Annotated in this window: 15 protein-coding genes and 1 pseudogene; 7 read left to right on the top strand and 9 right to left on the bottom strand. The window is 46.0% G+C overall.

The annotated features are described in order from the left end of the window. Positions 1-71: 71 nt before the first annotated feature. Positions 72-971: a LysR family transcriptional regulator gene (locus BJP35_RS22855; protein WP_014170396.1), complete on the bottom strand. Its 900-nt coding sequence runs from the start codon at positions 969-971 to the stop codon at positions 72-74. 266 nt (positions 972-1237) lie between these two features. Between BJP35_RS22855 and BJP35_RS22850 the strand changes: the two genes are divergently transcribed. The 4 genes and pseudogenes from BJP35_RS22850 (at position 1238) to BJP35_RS24725 (ending at position 4586) form a co-directional block, all read left to right on the top strand. Next, complete coding sequence (locus BJP35_RS22850) at positions 1238-2002, top strand: SDR family NAD(P)-dependent oxidoreductase (protein ID WP_014170397.1); 765 nt, start codon at positions 1238-1240, stop codon at positions 2000-2002. Positions 2003-2145: 143 nt separating this feature from the next. Next, a complete protein-coding gene (locus BJP35_RS22845) occupies positions 2146-3015 on the top strand; it encodes an aldo/keto reductase (RefSeq protein ID WP_047744749.1) in 870 nt (289 codons plus the stop codon). A 314-nt stretch (positions 3016-3329) separates the two neighbouring features. Beyond that, positions 3330-3750, top strand: a pseudogene (locus BJP35_RS24730) (hypothetical protein). Further along, positions 3672-4586, top strand: a complete 915-nt coding sequence (locus BJP35_RS24725) for a mechanosensitive ion channel family protein (RefSeq protein ID WP_306298403.1) — start codon at positions 3672-3674, stop codon at positions 4584-4586. Before BJP35_RS24730 ends, BJP35_RS24725 begins: the two are co-directional and overlap by 79 nt. A 166-nt stretch (positions 4587-4752) precedes the next feature. On the opposite strand, the gene cspA is transcribed toward BJP35_RS24725, so the two are convergent. From cspA to BJP35_RS22800, 8 genes are all read right to left on the bottom strand, one after another. Beyond that, positions 4753-4965 carry an RNA chaperone/antiterminator CspA gene (gene cspA / locus BJP35_RS22835; RefSeq protein ID WP_014170400.1) on the bottom strand — a complete coding sequence of 71 codons (213 nt, stop codon included), beginning with the start codon at positions 4963-4965 and terminating at the stop codon, positions 4753-4755. Between the two features lie 404 nt (positions 4966-5369). Next, positions 5370-6014, bottom strand: coding sequence for a helix-turn-helix transcriptional regulator (locus BJP35_RS22830; RefSeq protein ID WP_052684081.1), 645 nt, complete (start codon positions 6012-6014; stop codon positions 5370-5372). A gap of 4 nt (positions 6015-6018) precedes the next feature. Then, positions 6019-6678, bottom strand: a complete 660-nt coding sequence (locus tag BJP35_RS22825; protein WP_047744751.1) for an EAL domain-containing protein — start codon at positions 6676-6678, stop codon at positions 6019-6021. 266 nt (positions 6679-6944) lie between these two features. Beyond that, positions 6945-7460, bottom strand: a complete 516-nt coding sequence (locus BJP35_RS22820; protein ID WP_047744752.1) for a fimbrial protein — start codon at positions 7458-7460, stop codon at positions 6945-6947. A 16-nt stretch (positions 7461-7476) separates the two neighbouring features. Beyond that, a complete protein-coding gene (locus BJP35_RS22815) occupies positions 7477-8472 on the bottom strand; it encodes a fimbrial protein (protein WP_073971022.1) in 996 nt (331 codons plus the stop codon). 72 nt (positions 8473-8544) lie between these two features. After that, complete coding sequence (locus BJP35_RS22810; protein ID WP_047744753.1) at positions 8545-11073, bottom strand: fimbria/pilus outer membrane usher protein; 2529 nt, start codon at positions 11071-11073, stop codon at positions 8545-8547. A gap of 42 nt (positions 11074-11115) precedes the next feature. Beyond that, entirely contained in the window at positions 11116-11793 is a 678-nt protein-coding gene (locus BJP35_RS22805; RefSeq protein WP_045135464.1) for a molecular chaperone, read from the bottom strand. A 62-nt stretch (positions 11794-11855) separates the two neighbouring features. After that, positions 11856-12386, bottom strand: coding sequence for a fimbrial protein (locus BJP35_RS22800; RefSeq protein WP_045135465.1), 531 nt, complete (start codon positions 12384-12386; stop codon positions 11856-11858). A 514-nt stretch (positions 12387-12900) separates the two neighbouring features. Between BJP35_RS22800 and BJP35_RS22795 the strand changes: the two genes are divergently transcribed. From BJP35_RS22795 to BJP35_RS22780, 3 genes are all read left to right on the top strand, one after another. Continuing rightward, positions 12901-13563 carry a helix-turn-helix domain-containing protein gene (locus BJP35_RS22795; protein WP_045270029.1) on the top strand — a complete coding sequence of 221 codons (663 nt, stop codon included), beginning with the start codon at positions 12901-12903 and terminating at the stop codon, positions 13561-13563. A gap of 98 nt (positions 13564-13661) precedes the next feature. Then, a complete protein-coding gene (locus BJP35_RS22790; protein WP_052951160.1) occupies positions 13662-14300 on the top strand; it encodes a helix-turn-helix domain-containing protein in 639 nt (212 codons plus the stop codon). 274 nt (positions 14301-14574) lie between these two features. Then, complete coding sequence (locus BJP35_RS22780) at positions 14575-15180, top strand: hypothetical protein (protein ID WP_047744901.1); 606 nt, start codon at positions 14575-14577, stop codon at positions 15178-15180. Positions 15181-15233: the final 53 nt, after the last annotated feature.

The raw sequence follows: 15233 nt of genomic DNA, 5'->3' as shown, positions 1-15233 counted from the left end.
TAGCCACGCAACTGTAAACGCCAGGCACCGGATGAGGGGCCTGGCTTTGCGTTGCTGACAAACGTCTCTCTTCAGGGATGTTTGTAATGGCGTAGCGCGTCGACCACCAGCTGGAATGCTTTCGATAGATTTCGGTTCTCGGGATAGTAAATATAATAGCCATCCCAGTAGGGGCACCAGTCGTCGAGCACGCTAATAAGCTCCCCACGGGCGATATGCTTTTCTGCGATATCACGCGGAACATGCGCCAGGCCGTACCCTTCCACTGCAGCCTGAAGACACTGATAGATCCGGCTAAAGACCAGCTGACCAGTGACCTTCACGTTCAGGCTTTTACCCTCTTTTTCAAATTCCCAGACGTATAAATTGCCATGCGTAGGAAACCGCAGGTTGATGCAGTTGTAATCAATCAGATCGTTAGGGTGCTGCGGCTGAGGATTGCGGGAAAAATAATCAGGTGAGCCGACCACGGCAAAACGGACATCCGGGCCAATACGCACGGAAATCATGCCGTTGGAGATCTGTTCCCCCAGACGGGTTCCTGCATCAAACCGCCCGGAAACAATATCCGTCAAGGCATAGTCATCAATCAGCTCCAGACTAATGTCAGGATATTCTTTAAGCAGCGGTTCCAGCTTCGGCCAGATAACAGACCCGATAGCATAATCTGACGTTGATATGCGCACCGTACCCGCAGGTTTGCTGTTGAGATCTTTCAGGGACTGCAAACGACCCTGAATACCATCGATATAAGGCCCCAGGTCATCCAGCATGGACTGACCAATATCGGTTAACGCAATACTGCGCGTGGTGCGAGTCAGCAGTTTCATCCCCAGACGAGATTCGAGGGTACGCATAGTATGGCTCAGGGCTGACTGCGACACGCCTAATTGGGCCGCAGCTTTGGTGAAGCTTTTTTCGCGCGCAACGGCAATAAAAGCCATTAAGTCATTAAGATTTTCTCGTGCCAATCTGGGCCTCTGATATCCGGAAAAAATGGGTGGCTGATTCATCCCAATACACTGTCTCTTCAGACGAAAAGCGTTCTGGCGGTATGGCGTTCATTATAAATGACGGCCGCCTGCGCTGTACGAGAAGCAGTCTATCTAATTTATGAAAATTCCTCATTACTGCATTTTGATTTAGTCAGTTTTAACAACATCACATTTCCCGCAGAATACTTTTACACAACGTGAGACGTCTTCATTGCACGTGATTCCACGGTAAGAGGTATCAAATGGTTAAGTATGATTTTAGTGGCAAGGTGGCGCTGGTCACCGGCGCGGCTTCCGGTATGGGGCTCGCGACCGTCAGGGCATTTTGCGAATCTGGCGCAACGGTGGTGATGGCGGATATTCGCGAGGATGCGTTATCTCGCGAAGCGGATGCGCTACTGGCTGAAGGGTATACCGTTAAACCCGTCGTCTGCGACGTGACTGACGAAGAGCAGGTCAGACGCATGATTGAGAACGCAGTACAGGCGTTTGGTCAGCTCGACGCCGCCTATAACAACGCCGGTATTCAGAGCCCCATTGCAGAAACCGCAGATGCCAGCGGCGAAGAGTTTGATCGCGTCAACGCGATTAACCTGCGGGGTATCTGGAACTGCATGAAATATGAGCTGCAACAAATGCGCCGTCAGAAAAGTGGCGCTATCGTTAACTGTTCGTCTCTGGGCGGGCTGGTCGGCATTGCCGGGCGCGGCGTTTATCATGCGACAAAGCATGGCGTCCTCGGGCTGACCAAAAGCGCAGCTCTGGAATATGCCGCGCGTGGAATACAGATCAACGCCGTTTGTCCCGGCATTATCCGCACGCCAATGGTCGAAAATATGCTGAACAGCGAGCCTGACGCAATGGCCGAGCTCATGAAGCTGCAGCCGATTGGTCGCCTGGGCGAGCCCGAAGAGATCGCGCGCGCCGTCTTATGGTTGTGCAGTTCCGATGCCAGCTTCGTCACCGGACAGGCTCTGGCAATTGATGGCGGTTATACGGTTCAGTAATCAGATGTCATTCTCGTTTATTCCCGACAGGGTGTAGACCAGCGTAATCAGCGATTTGAAAGAATAAAGACGATTACCACGGGTTCGTCGTGGTTCTGTTTATATTTTTGAATGGTGTCTAAACAGGGTGGAGGAACTCTTCAGTGGAATATACAGTATTAAGCAACAACCTCAGAATGCCGATGGCGGGTTTTGGTGTTTTTCAGGTCACCGATAAAGAAGAATGTAAACAGTCAGTGCTGAGCGCCATTCTTACAGGCTATCGCCTCATTGATACCGCAGCAGTGTACGGCAATGAAGACGCCGTGGGCGATGCCGTTCGTGAAGCCATCGCTGAAGGTCTGTGTACCCGCGAGGAGTTATTTATTACCTCTAAGCTGTGGGTGCAGGACATGGCAAGCTACGAGACCGCCAAAGCCGGTATTGAGGCCTCGTTAAAAAAATCGGGATTAGACTATTTCGATCTCTACTTATTGCATCAGGCAATGCGTGATTATTTCAGCGCGTGGCGGGCTTTGGAAGATGCGTATGATGCCGGAAAGCTAAAAGCGATTGGCGTATCTAATTTCTACGCCCACGTGCTCACCAACTTCTGTGAAACGGTCAGAATTAAGCCCATGGTAAATCAGGTGGAATTACACCCTTACTTTGCGCAATCTGACGCGCTTGAGACCATGAAATATTACAACGTTCAGCCAGAAGCCTGGGCACCACTTGGCGGCGGAAGGCACAAACCGTACGAAAATGAAATGCTCAAGGGGATTGCCGAAGCGCATCAAAAAACCATCGCTCAGATCATTCTGCGCTGGAATGTGCAACGTGGCGTTACCGTCATTCCTAAATCTACGCATCAGAACCGGATTGAGGAGAACCTGGCTATCTGGGATTTCTCCCTGAGCGATGCCGAAATGGCGCAAATCAGTTCGCTCGACTTAGGCTATGTTGGCGATGCGGTTAAACACTTTAACCCTGAGTTTGTTCGCGGGTGTCTGGGTGTAAAAATCCACGACTAAGCGCGACGCGGCGTGCCACCCTCTTCCACTTCTGCAGAGAATGTAACGCCCCTCTCCCTGCTTCGGTACCGAACAGGGAGAGAATATATGTTTTAGCGATCCAAATGCTGAAGGTGGACATCGTCTGCTTTTATTGCCTGGAACGGTTCTGGAAATAAAGTTACCGACCGTAACAAAATAGGTCTGTGCGACTTAGGATTCAGGTCGTGGACTTGTCTGTACCGGATATGCCATTATATGATTTGGTTAAATCTTTGTATTTATCTTTTGAATAAGGTTAATACAAAATGGCATACTTATTCAGGCGATAAGCGATGGTGTACTTGGATTATTTATTAACATTTATAGAAAGCAATCCGGCTCTGGCCATTGGATTTAATCTTATTCTGTTGGTCATCTCAGGTTTCTTTGCGCACCTGATGTGCAAATTCCTGCTCATAAAAATCGTTCGTAAGGTCTTCTTTGCCAGCCATAAACAGGATGTCCCGCTGGAAAAAGATCGCCGCATAGCCGAAAAGCTGTCGAATTTCATTCCGGTTATTATCGTTTATTACGTCCTGCAGTTTATGCCCAATATGCCAGCATCGCTGGTGACGGCAATAAATACCATTTGTGGGATTCTATTCTTTATTTTTCTGTCGATTTTCTTCAATGAGATGCTGGATATTGTCAACAGCTCATATTTACGCAAGACGAAGCGTAAAAATCACTCTATCAAAGGCTATATCCAGATAGGGAAAATATTTATTCACGTCATTGCCGCGATCATGATCCTTGCCGTCATGTCGAATAAATCCCCCGCGATTATTATTTCCAGCCTCGGGGCCGTGGCGGCCGTGCTGATGTTAGTCTTTCAGCATACCCTGCTTTCGCTCGTTGCCAATATCCAGCTTTCCTCAAATGACGTCCTGCAGTTGGGGGACTGGATTGAAATGCCCGATAAAAACCTGAGTGGCGAAGTAACCGACATTGCGCTGCACACCATTACTATCCGTAACTGGGATAACACGATCTCGCGTATCCCGACCAAAAACTTTCTGACCGAAACGTATACCAACTGGCAGGCCATGTTTTCGTCAGGCGCGCGCCGGATTATGCGCAGCACCACGATCGATCAGCACTCCGTAACATTTCTCACGCAGGAAACGCTGACCCCGATGCTGGCCCTGCGCGGCACGAATGAACCGCTGGCAAAACTCATCGACGGGCGTGATCCCCTGGGCGTACCGGACAGTTGGTTTATGGATAATGGCCTGACAAATTTAACGCTCTTTCGGCACTACCTGATGGCCTGGCTCGCCGATCGGCCTGATATTATCAAAGATATGTATATTGTGGTGAGAACGCTGAAGCCTACGCCGTCGGGTATTCCCCTGGAAATTTATTGCTTTACCTCTTCCGTACTGTGGATGGAGTATGAAAATACTCAGTCAGCGATATTTGAATACATCACGGCTGTCGCCGGTCAATTCTCGCTCCGCTTATATCAGTATCCGGCAGGACATGATTTCTGGCGTTTATCTCAGGAACACAGCCTTCGGGACCGCACCCCACCTCCGGGTGAAGGTTAAGCTTTTTTGAAAACAGGCCGGTAAAACGGAATAATAGACAGCCTATCACCATCCTGAAGCCATAAAAAAACCCGCACTCGGCGGGTTTTTTTATTATTGGTGAAGCTTAACTGCTCAGACTCGCGTCTTCATCGCTATCGTAAGGCTCACCGACAATGTGCGCGACTTACAGCGGAGAAACGTTACCCGCAGCTGGGCCTTTAGCGCCATTTTCAATGGTGAAGGACACTTTCTGGCCTTCATCAAGAGATTTGTAGCTGTCGCTCTGAATAGCAGAGAAGTGTACGAATACATCTTTGCTGCCGTCGTCAGGCGTGATAAAACCAAAACCTTTATCAGAGTTAAACCATTTTACTAAACCAGTCATTTTATTAGACATAGATAATTCCTTATTTTTTGAGCCACTAAGCGCGGCGATGATGGCCTGTATTTAGAGAGTAACTTATTTGGCACTTAGGAGGAGGCTCACGAAGAAGAGTATCTATTGATAACACCTGAACTGAGGACTGCTTTACTAAACTGCTTTAATAAGGTCTGTATTCCAAACCGATGACGCTATTTAGGCACAGAAAAATTTTTTAAGCAAAGTTTTTATTTTTTATTATAACCACTTAAACACCCGGACGGCTGAATGGCTATGAAAATTAAGGCGCTGGAACAGCGTATTCACGCCCTGTTCAGCTGCCCCTTGTCCAGCCAGGAAGCCCTTGACCTCCCCGTACTGTTGTTAACTTAATGCATACTCGAGTAGGACGGATTACGTGCATGTCATCCCTGACAATGCTACACAATGAAGATTAATCGCTCACTAAATAAATATCGCATATTCTGTTGATGCCCCATTCGATTCAGGAGAGTCAGCAGCTCAAAATCACAGTCAAGATCATACTTTTGCATGATCTGTCGCTTGTGGGCACTGACTGTTTTGGCATTGATACTTAACACCTTCGCAATCTGTTTCGTATCTTGTCCATGGAAAAACCCAACTGCAATTTTCATTTGTTGTGGCGACAACACTCTACACGCGCAGTCTAAACAGCTAAAGGCATATTCCCCTTCTCGCGACACGGTAAGACTCTTAGCAGCAAAATGAATTTTATCTGTGATCGCTTTGATAGAATCGTCACGAGCAATAAAAACACTGTTCTTGACACACAACGGTAGTCTTGCGAATCGAGGATTTTTTTTCTCCGGATAGATGCCTATCAATAAACTTTTTTTCTTCCTTTTTTTGAGAACCTGATGACAAATAACCGTTTCGCCTACCGAAAAATTCATAACAATAACGTCAACGTCATGAACTGTCGTTGCATCCAGTTTATCACTAACAATGAAATCCGTTTCTGCAAGGGAGAAAATTTGCTGAAGAAGTTTAAGCAGCCCAAACCGAAAGAATGAGTCCTTATCGTTAATCACAACATTCATCATGAAATCATCCCACTACCAATGGTAAGGTATAGTGATGCTCTGGCCACAAATAACCCTGTAAATGCGTTGCGCCACACTCAATGGCTATATTGTAGTGCTCGATAGTTTCTATTCCTTCAATAAGGATATTGTTAGTTAACAGACTAGAACAGTAAACAAAGGAACGCAATAAGCTCGGATTTTCTAACTGCTGCCAGAAAAAATTTTTATCCACTTTAATCCCATCAAATGCAAAAATAAAAGATGATAGCACCCGTAATAGTGCTGGTGTGAGATCGTCAATCCATACTTCAAATCCATTCGAATGAATAAGATGAAGATTGCTCATCAACGCCATGCGTTCAAAACTATTAAGCTTATCAAGATTAGCAGGATCCTGAAGTTCAATGATGATATTTTTATTCAAAGAACTTAATATAAAATGAATTGCCGTTACGTTGCACAGCATTGAAACAGGCAGGTTTATATAATATTTTTCATTATCATCAAGTTGATTCAAAATGGTAAGTTGTTTTTCCAGAAGAGTAATGTGCGCTGGAATATCCAGCGCACTGAAATAAACCTCGTTGTCCACTGAGATTTTGAGCTGACTTAAGACCTCATAGCCTAAAATGTTTAGCTGCCTAACGGAAAAAATTGGCTGAAAGCGAAGAGCACTAATCATAAAAAACCTTACATCAGCATGCCACGTCTTATTCAGGAATAAAACACCAGATCACACTTGTGATTAAAACAAGCACAATCATTAATTTTAGGAAGATCGTCCCGTAATAATAGGAATAAAAAATAGATCACCCATTGTATTTAAACCCCATATCGCATAAGAAGCGCTAAAAGATCGTGACGCGCCCCTTTACAAGCTTCTCATGCGGTTATGAAGTGTTGATATGGTGCGACTAAACTTGGCTACCAGACAGGAAGAACTGATAACTATTGATAGACAAACGTTGCCGTCACGACTGAACTAATAGTGCCAGGTGTAGCCCCGCCGCTCACGGAATAAGCGCGTGCCTGCATATTATAAGAATATGCATTGCTGGAAATATTCCCCGTATAGGACTTGCCGTCACCCATTGGTTCCCCACTTTGCATTTGCAGTTGGACTGAAACGTTGGTTGCTGTGCCAGTACTAAGATACAGATCTGCCGGCCGTGCAGGATCCGCCGCTCCGTGCATGGTCATTATTGCTTTGGTGGTCCCTGCCGGGCAGGAGGTAAGGTTAATCGTAAAGGGTACCCAGGTACTGGACGCGCCCGCAGTCTGTAGCGATGACGACTGGATATTTTGCCCTAAATCTATCGCCTTTGTGATGCTATCGCTGCTGATTTGGCAAGGGGAGGCAATAATATTTCCCGTAATATTCAGTGTGACGGGATCAGCGGCATGCGCCAGCATGCTTAAAGAGAAACAACCAATCGCCAGGGTTTTTAAATAATGTTTTTTCATGAGTCGCTCTTCTTTCTTATTGATACGTTAAATTCAGGGTTGCTGATGCATTAGCCGTACCTGTTGATACTGTTGTTCTTGTCTGGTAATAACGCGCCGTCAGCGGGAACGTTTCTTGTCCACCCGAGGATGTCTTGAGAACAATTCGGTTATTCAGCATCAGTGGCGCACCGTTATAGACAATTTGCACACCCACACCTTTTGCCACCCCTGCCCCCCCCTGTCCGGTTAGAGCCAAAACGCTGCTATCGCTTATATCGGGATTCTGGGTACCTGAAAGGCTGACGTTAATATTTGCACCTACATCACAATTTAATCCCAGATTCTGTGTGTTCTGAGCAACCGCAGGGGTAGTTCCGACAGTGCTTCCAAAAGAAGAAACAGGTACATCTCCAATAGGAAACGTTAAATTTGGCGTGCTTATAGAACATGCCACTACCGTTACAGTGCCTGATATATATAGGGGTATAACTCCAGAATTGACACCCGCCATAAAATTAGTAGAGCCATATTCGGGGCGATAGTAAGCTATTTGTTGATTAATATAACCTGAGGTCGCTAATGCGGCCGTTTTTACAAATTGTATATAGGGCTGATAGGTCCAGGTACGGGTTGGAGGTCCCGATGACCACCCTGCGCTTCTGTAAGTGGTGCCCGCAAGCATAGGCTGATCATACTGACCGGCGTAAAATCCACCGTAGACCCCCATGGAGATACCAATACCGTTTAGTGAAGTATTAAAAACTGCATTACCATTATAGGACCCTGCAGTACTTAAAACAGAAACAATTCCATTCGCTACACCTGTTCCGCCAGGGTCGACACATGTCGCAACATCCTGTTGCACTCCATAAATTAGCCCACTGATCGCCGAGTTAGAAGGCGCATCCCGCTGAACAATCACATTGCCAAAGTTAAGGGTTGCAGAAGAAATTAAATTGCTACAACCCGCATAGCTATAACCCGACGCGAGCGTCAGAAATATAAATAATATTCTGAATGATAATTTCATATTCCTACCATTACTGAGATGTAAATTCATACTGATAATTAATCCAGTATAAAATTTTATTGTGCGTTAGATTTATCTACAGATCGCATTAAGGGACGCAATCCCATTTTTTGGCGCAGTCTCAGGAATATTGACTCTCGCCCGGCATTGCTGTGATGTTTCATCGCCCCATTTCACGCTCAGGTCTGCGCTACCTTGTAAACCCGTTAAATAAACCTGTCCCTGATCCCCGACTATTGCACCCTGTTCACTGTTTCCTGCAGAGCTCACGATGGCACCGAAAGGTACGGGTTCCCCGTTTGTCTGTTTCAGAGTTAATAATGCGCGCATTCCCACACTCGCCACATAGTCGGCCCGAACAATTGCGCCTCGGGTTGGAATAACGGTTTTGGTTGTCAGGTCCAGTTCGACGTCATCCGGCATAGAATCAGGAGATAGCGTCACGTCATTTTTGCGGAAAGGAGTGACGTTACTGACAGCGGTATAACCTCGCCAGTCCGTTTTCGCCCCGCTTTGGTTCTGAACGCCTACGCCTTTGGCACCCGGTGCTTTAATCAGTACGTTAGTTTCTCCCAGCGGCTGGGAGAGCGTCACCCCATCAGCATGAGCCAGAATACCGCCCTGTAAGCCGTAGTTCAGGCGATCGCTATTACGGTCATAACCGTAACCCGCGGTGACTTCACCATATGTCCCTTTATAATCGGCATTCATTGTGCCGCTATAGCCGACATTATCCGTGCCATAACCTTGCTGAACGCTCCAGTTAAGCGCGTTGTTCTCCAGCGCCACACCGTTGAGACCCACGGTATGCGTTGTGCCACTCATCTTACTGGCGTTCATGCCGTAGTTTGCCCATGTCCCCGGGAGGAACTTCTCTAACGGAATACTGATGTTTAGTGCAATCTGCTGATCTTTATCGTAGCGAGTCTGTTCACTGTAGCCATCCGCTGCGCCATTCTTGCTGTAGGTGTAAGTGATACCGTAGTTAACACCATTCCAGGAGTTGTTATAGCCTGCACTGATGGATTGCATCGTTTTGCCTGACGTCCAGTAATCCTCACGCACCGCCCCCAGCGTCAGTGAACCGAAGTCAGCACCGAGTGTCTGGTTCATCGTCAACTCCATACGGTTACGGCGGCGGTCAATAAGTGCGTAATTGTTGCTATACGAATCCAGCACTTCCTGCATCCCATAATAACCGCTGGTCGAATAGCGATAGCCGGCAATAGCAAAGTTAGTCCCGGTCTCAGCGAAGTTCTTACTGAAGCGCCCTCGCCAGGACTGACCGCTGGTTTTTGCTTCATCCTGCGGTTTTGACCAGGCCTGGGTCACGTCTACAGACACCGCGCCCAGGTTGCCCATATTTTTGCCAAGTCCAGTTGCAAGAGACTGATACTTGCTCGATTCCTGGAGACCGCCATACAGGGTGAAGCCTTTTGGCAAACCATAGATGGCTGTCATCTGTGAAAAGGGTGTCTTTTCTACGCTGTTGTCATAGGAACGGTACTGACCACCGGTAATAGCATATTTCAAACGGCCTTCACGCTGGAGCACTGGCAGTGACGCAAAAGGTACGGTGAAATGCTGCTCGCTACCATCAGCTTCTTTAACGGTGACATAAAGATCACCCGCTCCGCCAGTTGAGTACATATCCGTAATCTCGAAGGCACCGGGTGCGACATAACTCTGATAAATAACATAACCATTCTGTCGAATGACCACCTGCGCATTAGTACGGGCTATGCCACGTACCACCGGTGCATATCCTTTTAAGGAATCGGGCAACATATCGTCATCTGACGCAAGTTGAGCCCCCCGGAACGGGATGCTGTCAAAAACATCAGCAGGCGCGGAGCTATCACCCGCAGTGAGCTGCGCTTTTAACGAAATAATATCGCGTTGAGCATAGGTATAAACGGTATCCCATTTATCCTGACCGTTGCTGTCACGGTTCCAGGTTGTATAGTTGCGCAGGCGCCATGGTCCAATATTTATACCCGGACGTAGGTTGGCATATTGAGTATTGTCATTGGAACTGTTACTGCCACGTCCCCGATTACTGGCACCGCTCAGACTGTAGTTAAGCAACATGGCCGTTATCCCTTCGTCCCATTTATCGGGAGAAACATAGCCTCTCGCCTGCGGTATCAAAGCCGCCTGCGGAATACTGACAAGTAGTCTCTGAGAACTGAATTGAAAATCAGTGGAAGCCTGTGGGATGGCTGCCAGATTGGCGCATTTTGAATCTGGTGAAAGATCGGGGAAGAGTTCCGTCTTCACACCCCAACTTTTCAATAACTCCGCGCTAATGCAGGGCTGTAACGTAGCATCCCCATCTTTATCTTTTACGGCTATAAATTCTATATCACGGGTATCAACGAGCTGTTCATCGAGCACGATATCAACGTGATAGGTCCCCGGTGCCTGCGCGCCAGATTCATAAGCGGTAAGATCGATTTTACCGCCCGTGGGGTTATCAAGCTCCAGCAATTCAGGGTTAAAATAGTCGCGGGCGCTTGCAAACGGAATGAAACCATTTAAAGCGACCGCGATCAAGATTGCCAGCCTGGCAGGTTTTAAACAAACATTACTACTTATCATCACCGGTTACCTGTGAATCCATTAATTTTGCGGCCGTTATTTTTAAATGTTTGCGTTATGTTTTTTACCCGGACCGCCATAATCATTAATAATGGTAAAGGTCATAGCACCGCCGTGAACGCCCTGAGGTAAATTAAAGCGAGCGCTTGAACCAGGCATAACAAAAGTCACATCATCAAGTTTCTTACCGTTGACGGTAACTTCGTTAAAGTTCATCACATAATTTGTTGGATTGGTGACCTGAAGTTGGTTACCCGCAACGGACCAGGTTAATTTATCCGCTACTTCTTCGGGGGCAGTGCCTTTTAATGCAGCAGGTCGATAAATTAACTTAATACGAGTTTTAATGGCAATTTGTAGCGTGTTGTCTTTACGCGGCGCGGATGGAATAGATTTAATGTTTAGCCAGTACAGGCTCTCTTTATCCTGAGGCAATGCACCGGCCATGATAATGCGTTCAACGTTTTGTTGGCCGTGATCGAGACGATATAGCGGAGGTGTAATAACAAAAGGAGCTTTCTCAGCGCCACCGTTCAATGTCTCAATCCAGGACTGAATAAGATAAGGCGTATTGTCAGGATTATTTACGCTGAGGGTTGCTTCTTTTTTATTGCCATCATAAATTACACGCGTACCGCCAATAACAACGCCTGCATTTGCTGCAGTGAAACCAGCACTCATTATAGTCAGGGCAATTAAAGATTTACTAAGGAAATTCATTTTATACCTCTAAAAACAGGGACCGGGTTGCCCCGGACCCTTAGTTAATTCCCGGCAGGAAATTAGTTATAGATTACAGAGAAGTTAGCTACAGAGTTTGCCGGACCAGCGGTTACTGATGCTGCAGTTGATTTATACTGAGCGTAGAAATCCAGGTTGTTGTCGGCAGTGCTTACCAGTGGGTAACGGTAAGCGGTATCACCATGCAGTGGCAGTTGAGCTTTATCTGCAGTCATCAGATTGATTGCAACGTTTGTTGCAGCACCTGCGACAGAACTGTCGATTGCCAGCAGTGTAGAGTCAGTCGTTTCTGGTGTACCATCAAAACGCACATGTGCAGAAGTAACAGCTACAGGGCAGTTTTGCAGTACGATGGTGAATTTCTTCGCAGCAGTCACATCACCAGCAGCGGTGAATTCAGACTTGTTGTAAGAACCCAGAGCAACAGTCTGGTTCTGAGAAGCAACAGAAACATCACAAGCTGCATCCAGAATTTCACCAGTGAAGTTAACAGTGCCGGCGGCAGCAAAAGCATTTGCAGCAGAGAGCGTTGCAACAGTGGCAAAAGCAACTGCGATAATAGACTTTTTCATTTACTAATTCCTTGAGAATAAATTTATTTACCTGCAAGCCACTACGAGAAATAAATCATTATTCTCGTGAGCGTCCCGACAGTTTTTCCTTACTTCAAATTGAAGTGCAGGCAGCTGAAATCATTTAATCACCAATACTAACCTGGTGCAGAAAAATGATAACCACATAGTTCATAACACTGTGAGAAAATGAGGCCGCCTTGCTAGGGCTAAATTTAGATAATTCTTAAACCTTTTTCAAATTTTATCGAGACCAACTATAGACTCAGACATTAACAACATTTAAACATTTGTTTTGATTAAAGGAAAAACCATGATTAACAACCATTTGCATTAGTTTTAATTTCAATTCAATTTTAAAATCACCGCTACAATAAAGTCCATGCGTTTAAATATGAAATGTATGTTAAAAAACCAGTCTACTTATGGATTACATACCAGTGTAATTCTTAGATCATTAGCCTGATAATTATCTCTTACACGTATTTCTTTATTTATATGTATGGAGTTTACCATGAAGGCTAAGTTTACAATTGAGCCCCCCGCGCCGGTTACATCAACGACCGAGTTGAAGCCAGTTACTCGTATCCAACGTATAATCGATATCGTGGCCCCTTACGCAGAAGATTTTTCAGTATCAAAAGGCGAGGTTTTACGTTACAGCTATAATAACAAGCGAGTTTGCTATCTACTTCATGAAGGTCATACCACTCTTTATCGCCGTGGAGATGGGATGGTCCTTAATTCCGAACAAGCGCCGTTCATTATGGGCGTAAGTAACATGAAAGCCCGCCAGGAACATCTTTACGGAAGGGCAACCAGCGATGTTAAATTGAGCCGTATCCCCTCAGAACGTTTCATTCTCCTGATAGAAAGAGAAAACTTGTGGGAAGATTTGTGCTACTTCATTCTCTACACGGCAGGCAGGGTTTATCAGCATTGCACCATGATTTCGCAGCTATCTGCGTACGAAATCATAAGGTTTCATCTGGTTGAATTAATGCAGGAGCCAGAAAGGTTGCGGCTAAATACGACAGCTGCAACTTATATTCTTAATCGAAGCTATCTTTCCCGCAGCGGAACCATGCGTATTCTCTCAAAACTGAAGGAAGCAGGTTGCATCACCTTAAACCGAGGAATTCTTATTAAAATAAATAATTTACCGCAAAAATACTAGACTTCGTTCTGTTGTGCTATCCTTAAAAAAATAGTGTTGCGTTGTTCCCCTTCGACTTTGTAATCTACGACTCAGCATTTTATATTCAGGATCAAGAGATGAGCACTCGCGACAATGCTTCTACGCCACTTTCAATACCCTCCCTTTACGCAGGTGAGTTGGTTGAAAAACTTTTACCCCATTCACCTGTTAAAAGTTACCCTGCGCGGCGAACATTATACATTTCGAGTAATAACGCAAATTTTTGCTATATCATTGCAGAGGGAAAAGTTGAATTATGTCGGGAAGATAGTATTGTCATTGCCATTGGTAAGGCCCCGTTAGTCTTAGGGTTAGGCAGTATCACCAATATGTATGAAGGGATGTTTATTAGAACACTGACAACATGCAAAATCGGTATCTTTTCTGCACAAGAAGCGCTCGGTCTGATTGAAAAGGAAGATCTATGGCGCCCACTGGCAAATCATATGCTTATTATCGCTGCAAAGTTATATACAGTGGGCATGCAACTCTCGGCCCCTACAACGTATGAAATAATCTGTTCTCAACTGCACGAACTAATGAGTGAAGATGAGTCTGTACGTGGATCCATAACCGCTGAAAGATATATTCGTAACAAAACACCGCTGTCACGCAGTGGTGTAATGAAAATCCTTTCCTCATTAAAGTCAGGTGGCTACATAAATATTGAGCAGGGCAAGCTTATTAGTATAGGAGTTTTACCCAAAAAGTATTAATAAAAAAACGTAATAAATAATACTTTCTTTATATAATCCCCTATCTCGCAAGCCTCCCTGGTGCACAGGTTGTCAGTAACGCTTGTGATAACATCCCCCTGGCGAGTTTCCACCTGGATTTCTGATGCAAGGCTGAAGCCTGATGTGGAAAGGTAATGCGCCCTCGCTAAGTAGCTCAAAATGCTTAAAATTCATGCCTATAGCGCACAAAGTGAAATAGATTTTCGTTCGAAGCCACTTATCATAGGTGTTTTGAATGAAAGTGGTGGTGTTAATGTCTGTGCTCAAAAGCTTTTTCTTATTTCTTTTCGCGTCAGCAGCCTGCACTGTGCCTGTGCTTTGCCTGTGGGCGGATATCTATTTATTTAACCTGGATATACCGGAGATATCGCTGACCGAAATTGTGCAGGAATCAGTTTTAGGAGGCATCGTATTTATACACTTCCTGCTGGCGAAGAAATGGGCATTCATGCGCTATTGCAACATCCTGATTGGCGGCTTTTTCCTCTCCATGCTGATTCGAGAACTGGATGCATTTTTCGATCTTCTGGCTCACGGAAGTTGGGTATGGTTTGCACTGCTTTCCGCCGTTTGTGCTTTGCTTTATCCCGTTATCCATTATCGTCTTACCCTTACACAACTCGCACACTATACCCGTACCCCGTGGTACGGCGTGATGCTCAGTGGTCTGTTGGCAGTCCTGGTCTTCTCCCGGCTGTTTGGAATGCACGGGTTATGGTACGCGATACTTGATCAAAGCTACGTCAGGGTGGTCAAAAATGTCGTGGAGGAAGGCAGCGAATCATTCGGGTATATGCTCTGCCTTATAGCATCTGTAGGGTACTACTGCTCTTTCCGGTCGCTCCCCCGCCAGAAATGATTCTGGTATTCGGAGGAGAGATAAACACCACTGGTAAACGAAGCACCGGGGTG

The sequence above is a fragment of the Enterobacter sp. J49 genome (assembly GCF_002148625.1).
Classification (GTDB): Bacteria; Pseudomonadota; Gammaproteobacteria; order Enterobacterales; family Enterobacteriaceae; genus Enterobacter; species Enterobacter ludwigii.
Note: the sequence above shows the minus strand (reverse complement) of the source record. Positions and strands in the feature narration are given on the sequence as shown.

Excerpts from the sequence above, each read along its gene's own strand:
- BJP35_RS22810 (WP_047744753.1), bottom strand. The coding sequence starts at position 11,073 with ATGATAAGTAGTAATGTTTGTTTAAAACCTGCCAGGCTGGCAATCTTG.
- BJP35_RS22820 (WP_047744752.1), bottom strand. The coding sequence starts at position 7,460 with ATGAAAAAACATTATTTAAAAACCCTGGCGATTGGTTGTTTCTCTTTA.
- BJP35_RS22800 (WP_045135465.1), bottom strand. The coding sequence starts at position 12,386 with ATGAAAAAGTCTATTATCGCAGTTGCTTTTGCCACTGTTGCAACGCTC.
- BJP35_RS22815 (WP_073971022.1), bottom strand. The coding sequence starts at position 8,472 with ATGAAATTATCATTCAGAATATTATTTATATTTCTGACGCTCGCGTCG.
- BJP35_RS22805 (WP_045135464.1), bottom strand. The coding sequence starts at position 11,793 with ATGAATTTCCTTAGTAAATCTTTAATTGCCCTGACTATAATGAGTGCT.
- BJP35_RS22850 (WP_014170397.1), top strand. The coding sequence starts at position 1,238 with ATGGTTAAGTATGATTTTAGTGGCAAGGTGGCGCTGGTCACCGGCGCG.
- BJP35_RS22790 (WP_052951160.1), top strand. The coding sequence starts at position 13,662 with ATGAGCACTCGCGACAATGCTTCTACGCCACTTTCAATACCCTCCCTT.
- cspA (WP_014170400.1), bottom strand. The coding sequence starts at position 4,965 with ATGTCTAATAAAATGACTGGTTTAGTAAAATGGTTTAACTCTGATAAA.
- BJP35_RS22795 (WP_045270029.1), top strand. The coding sequence starts at position 12,901 with ATGAAGGCTAAGTTTACAATTGAGCCCCCCGCGCCGGTTACATCAACG.
- BJP35_RS24725 (WP_306298403.1), top strand. The coding sequence starts at position 3,672 with ATGCTGGATATTGTCAACAGCTCATATTTACGCAAGACGAAGCGTAAA.
- BJP35_RS22780 (WP_047744901.1), top strand. The coding sequence starts at position 14,575 with ATGTCTGTGCTCAAAAGCTTTTTCTTATTTCTTTTCGCGTCAGCAGCC.
- BJP35_RS22830 (WP_052684081.1), bottom strand. The coding sequence starts at position 6,014 with ATGATGAATGTTGTGATTAACGATAAGGACTCATTCTTTCGGTTTGGG.
- BJP35_RS22825 (WP_047744751.1), bottom strand. The coding sequence starts at position 6,678 with ATGATTAGTGCTCTTCGCTTTCAGCCAATTTTTTCCGTTAGGCAGCTA.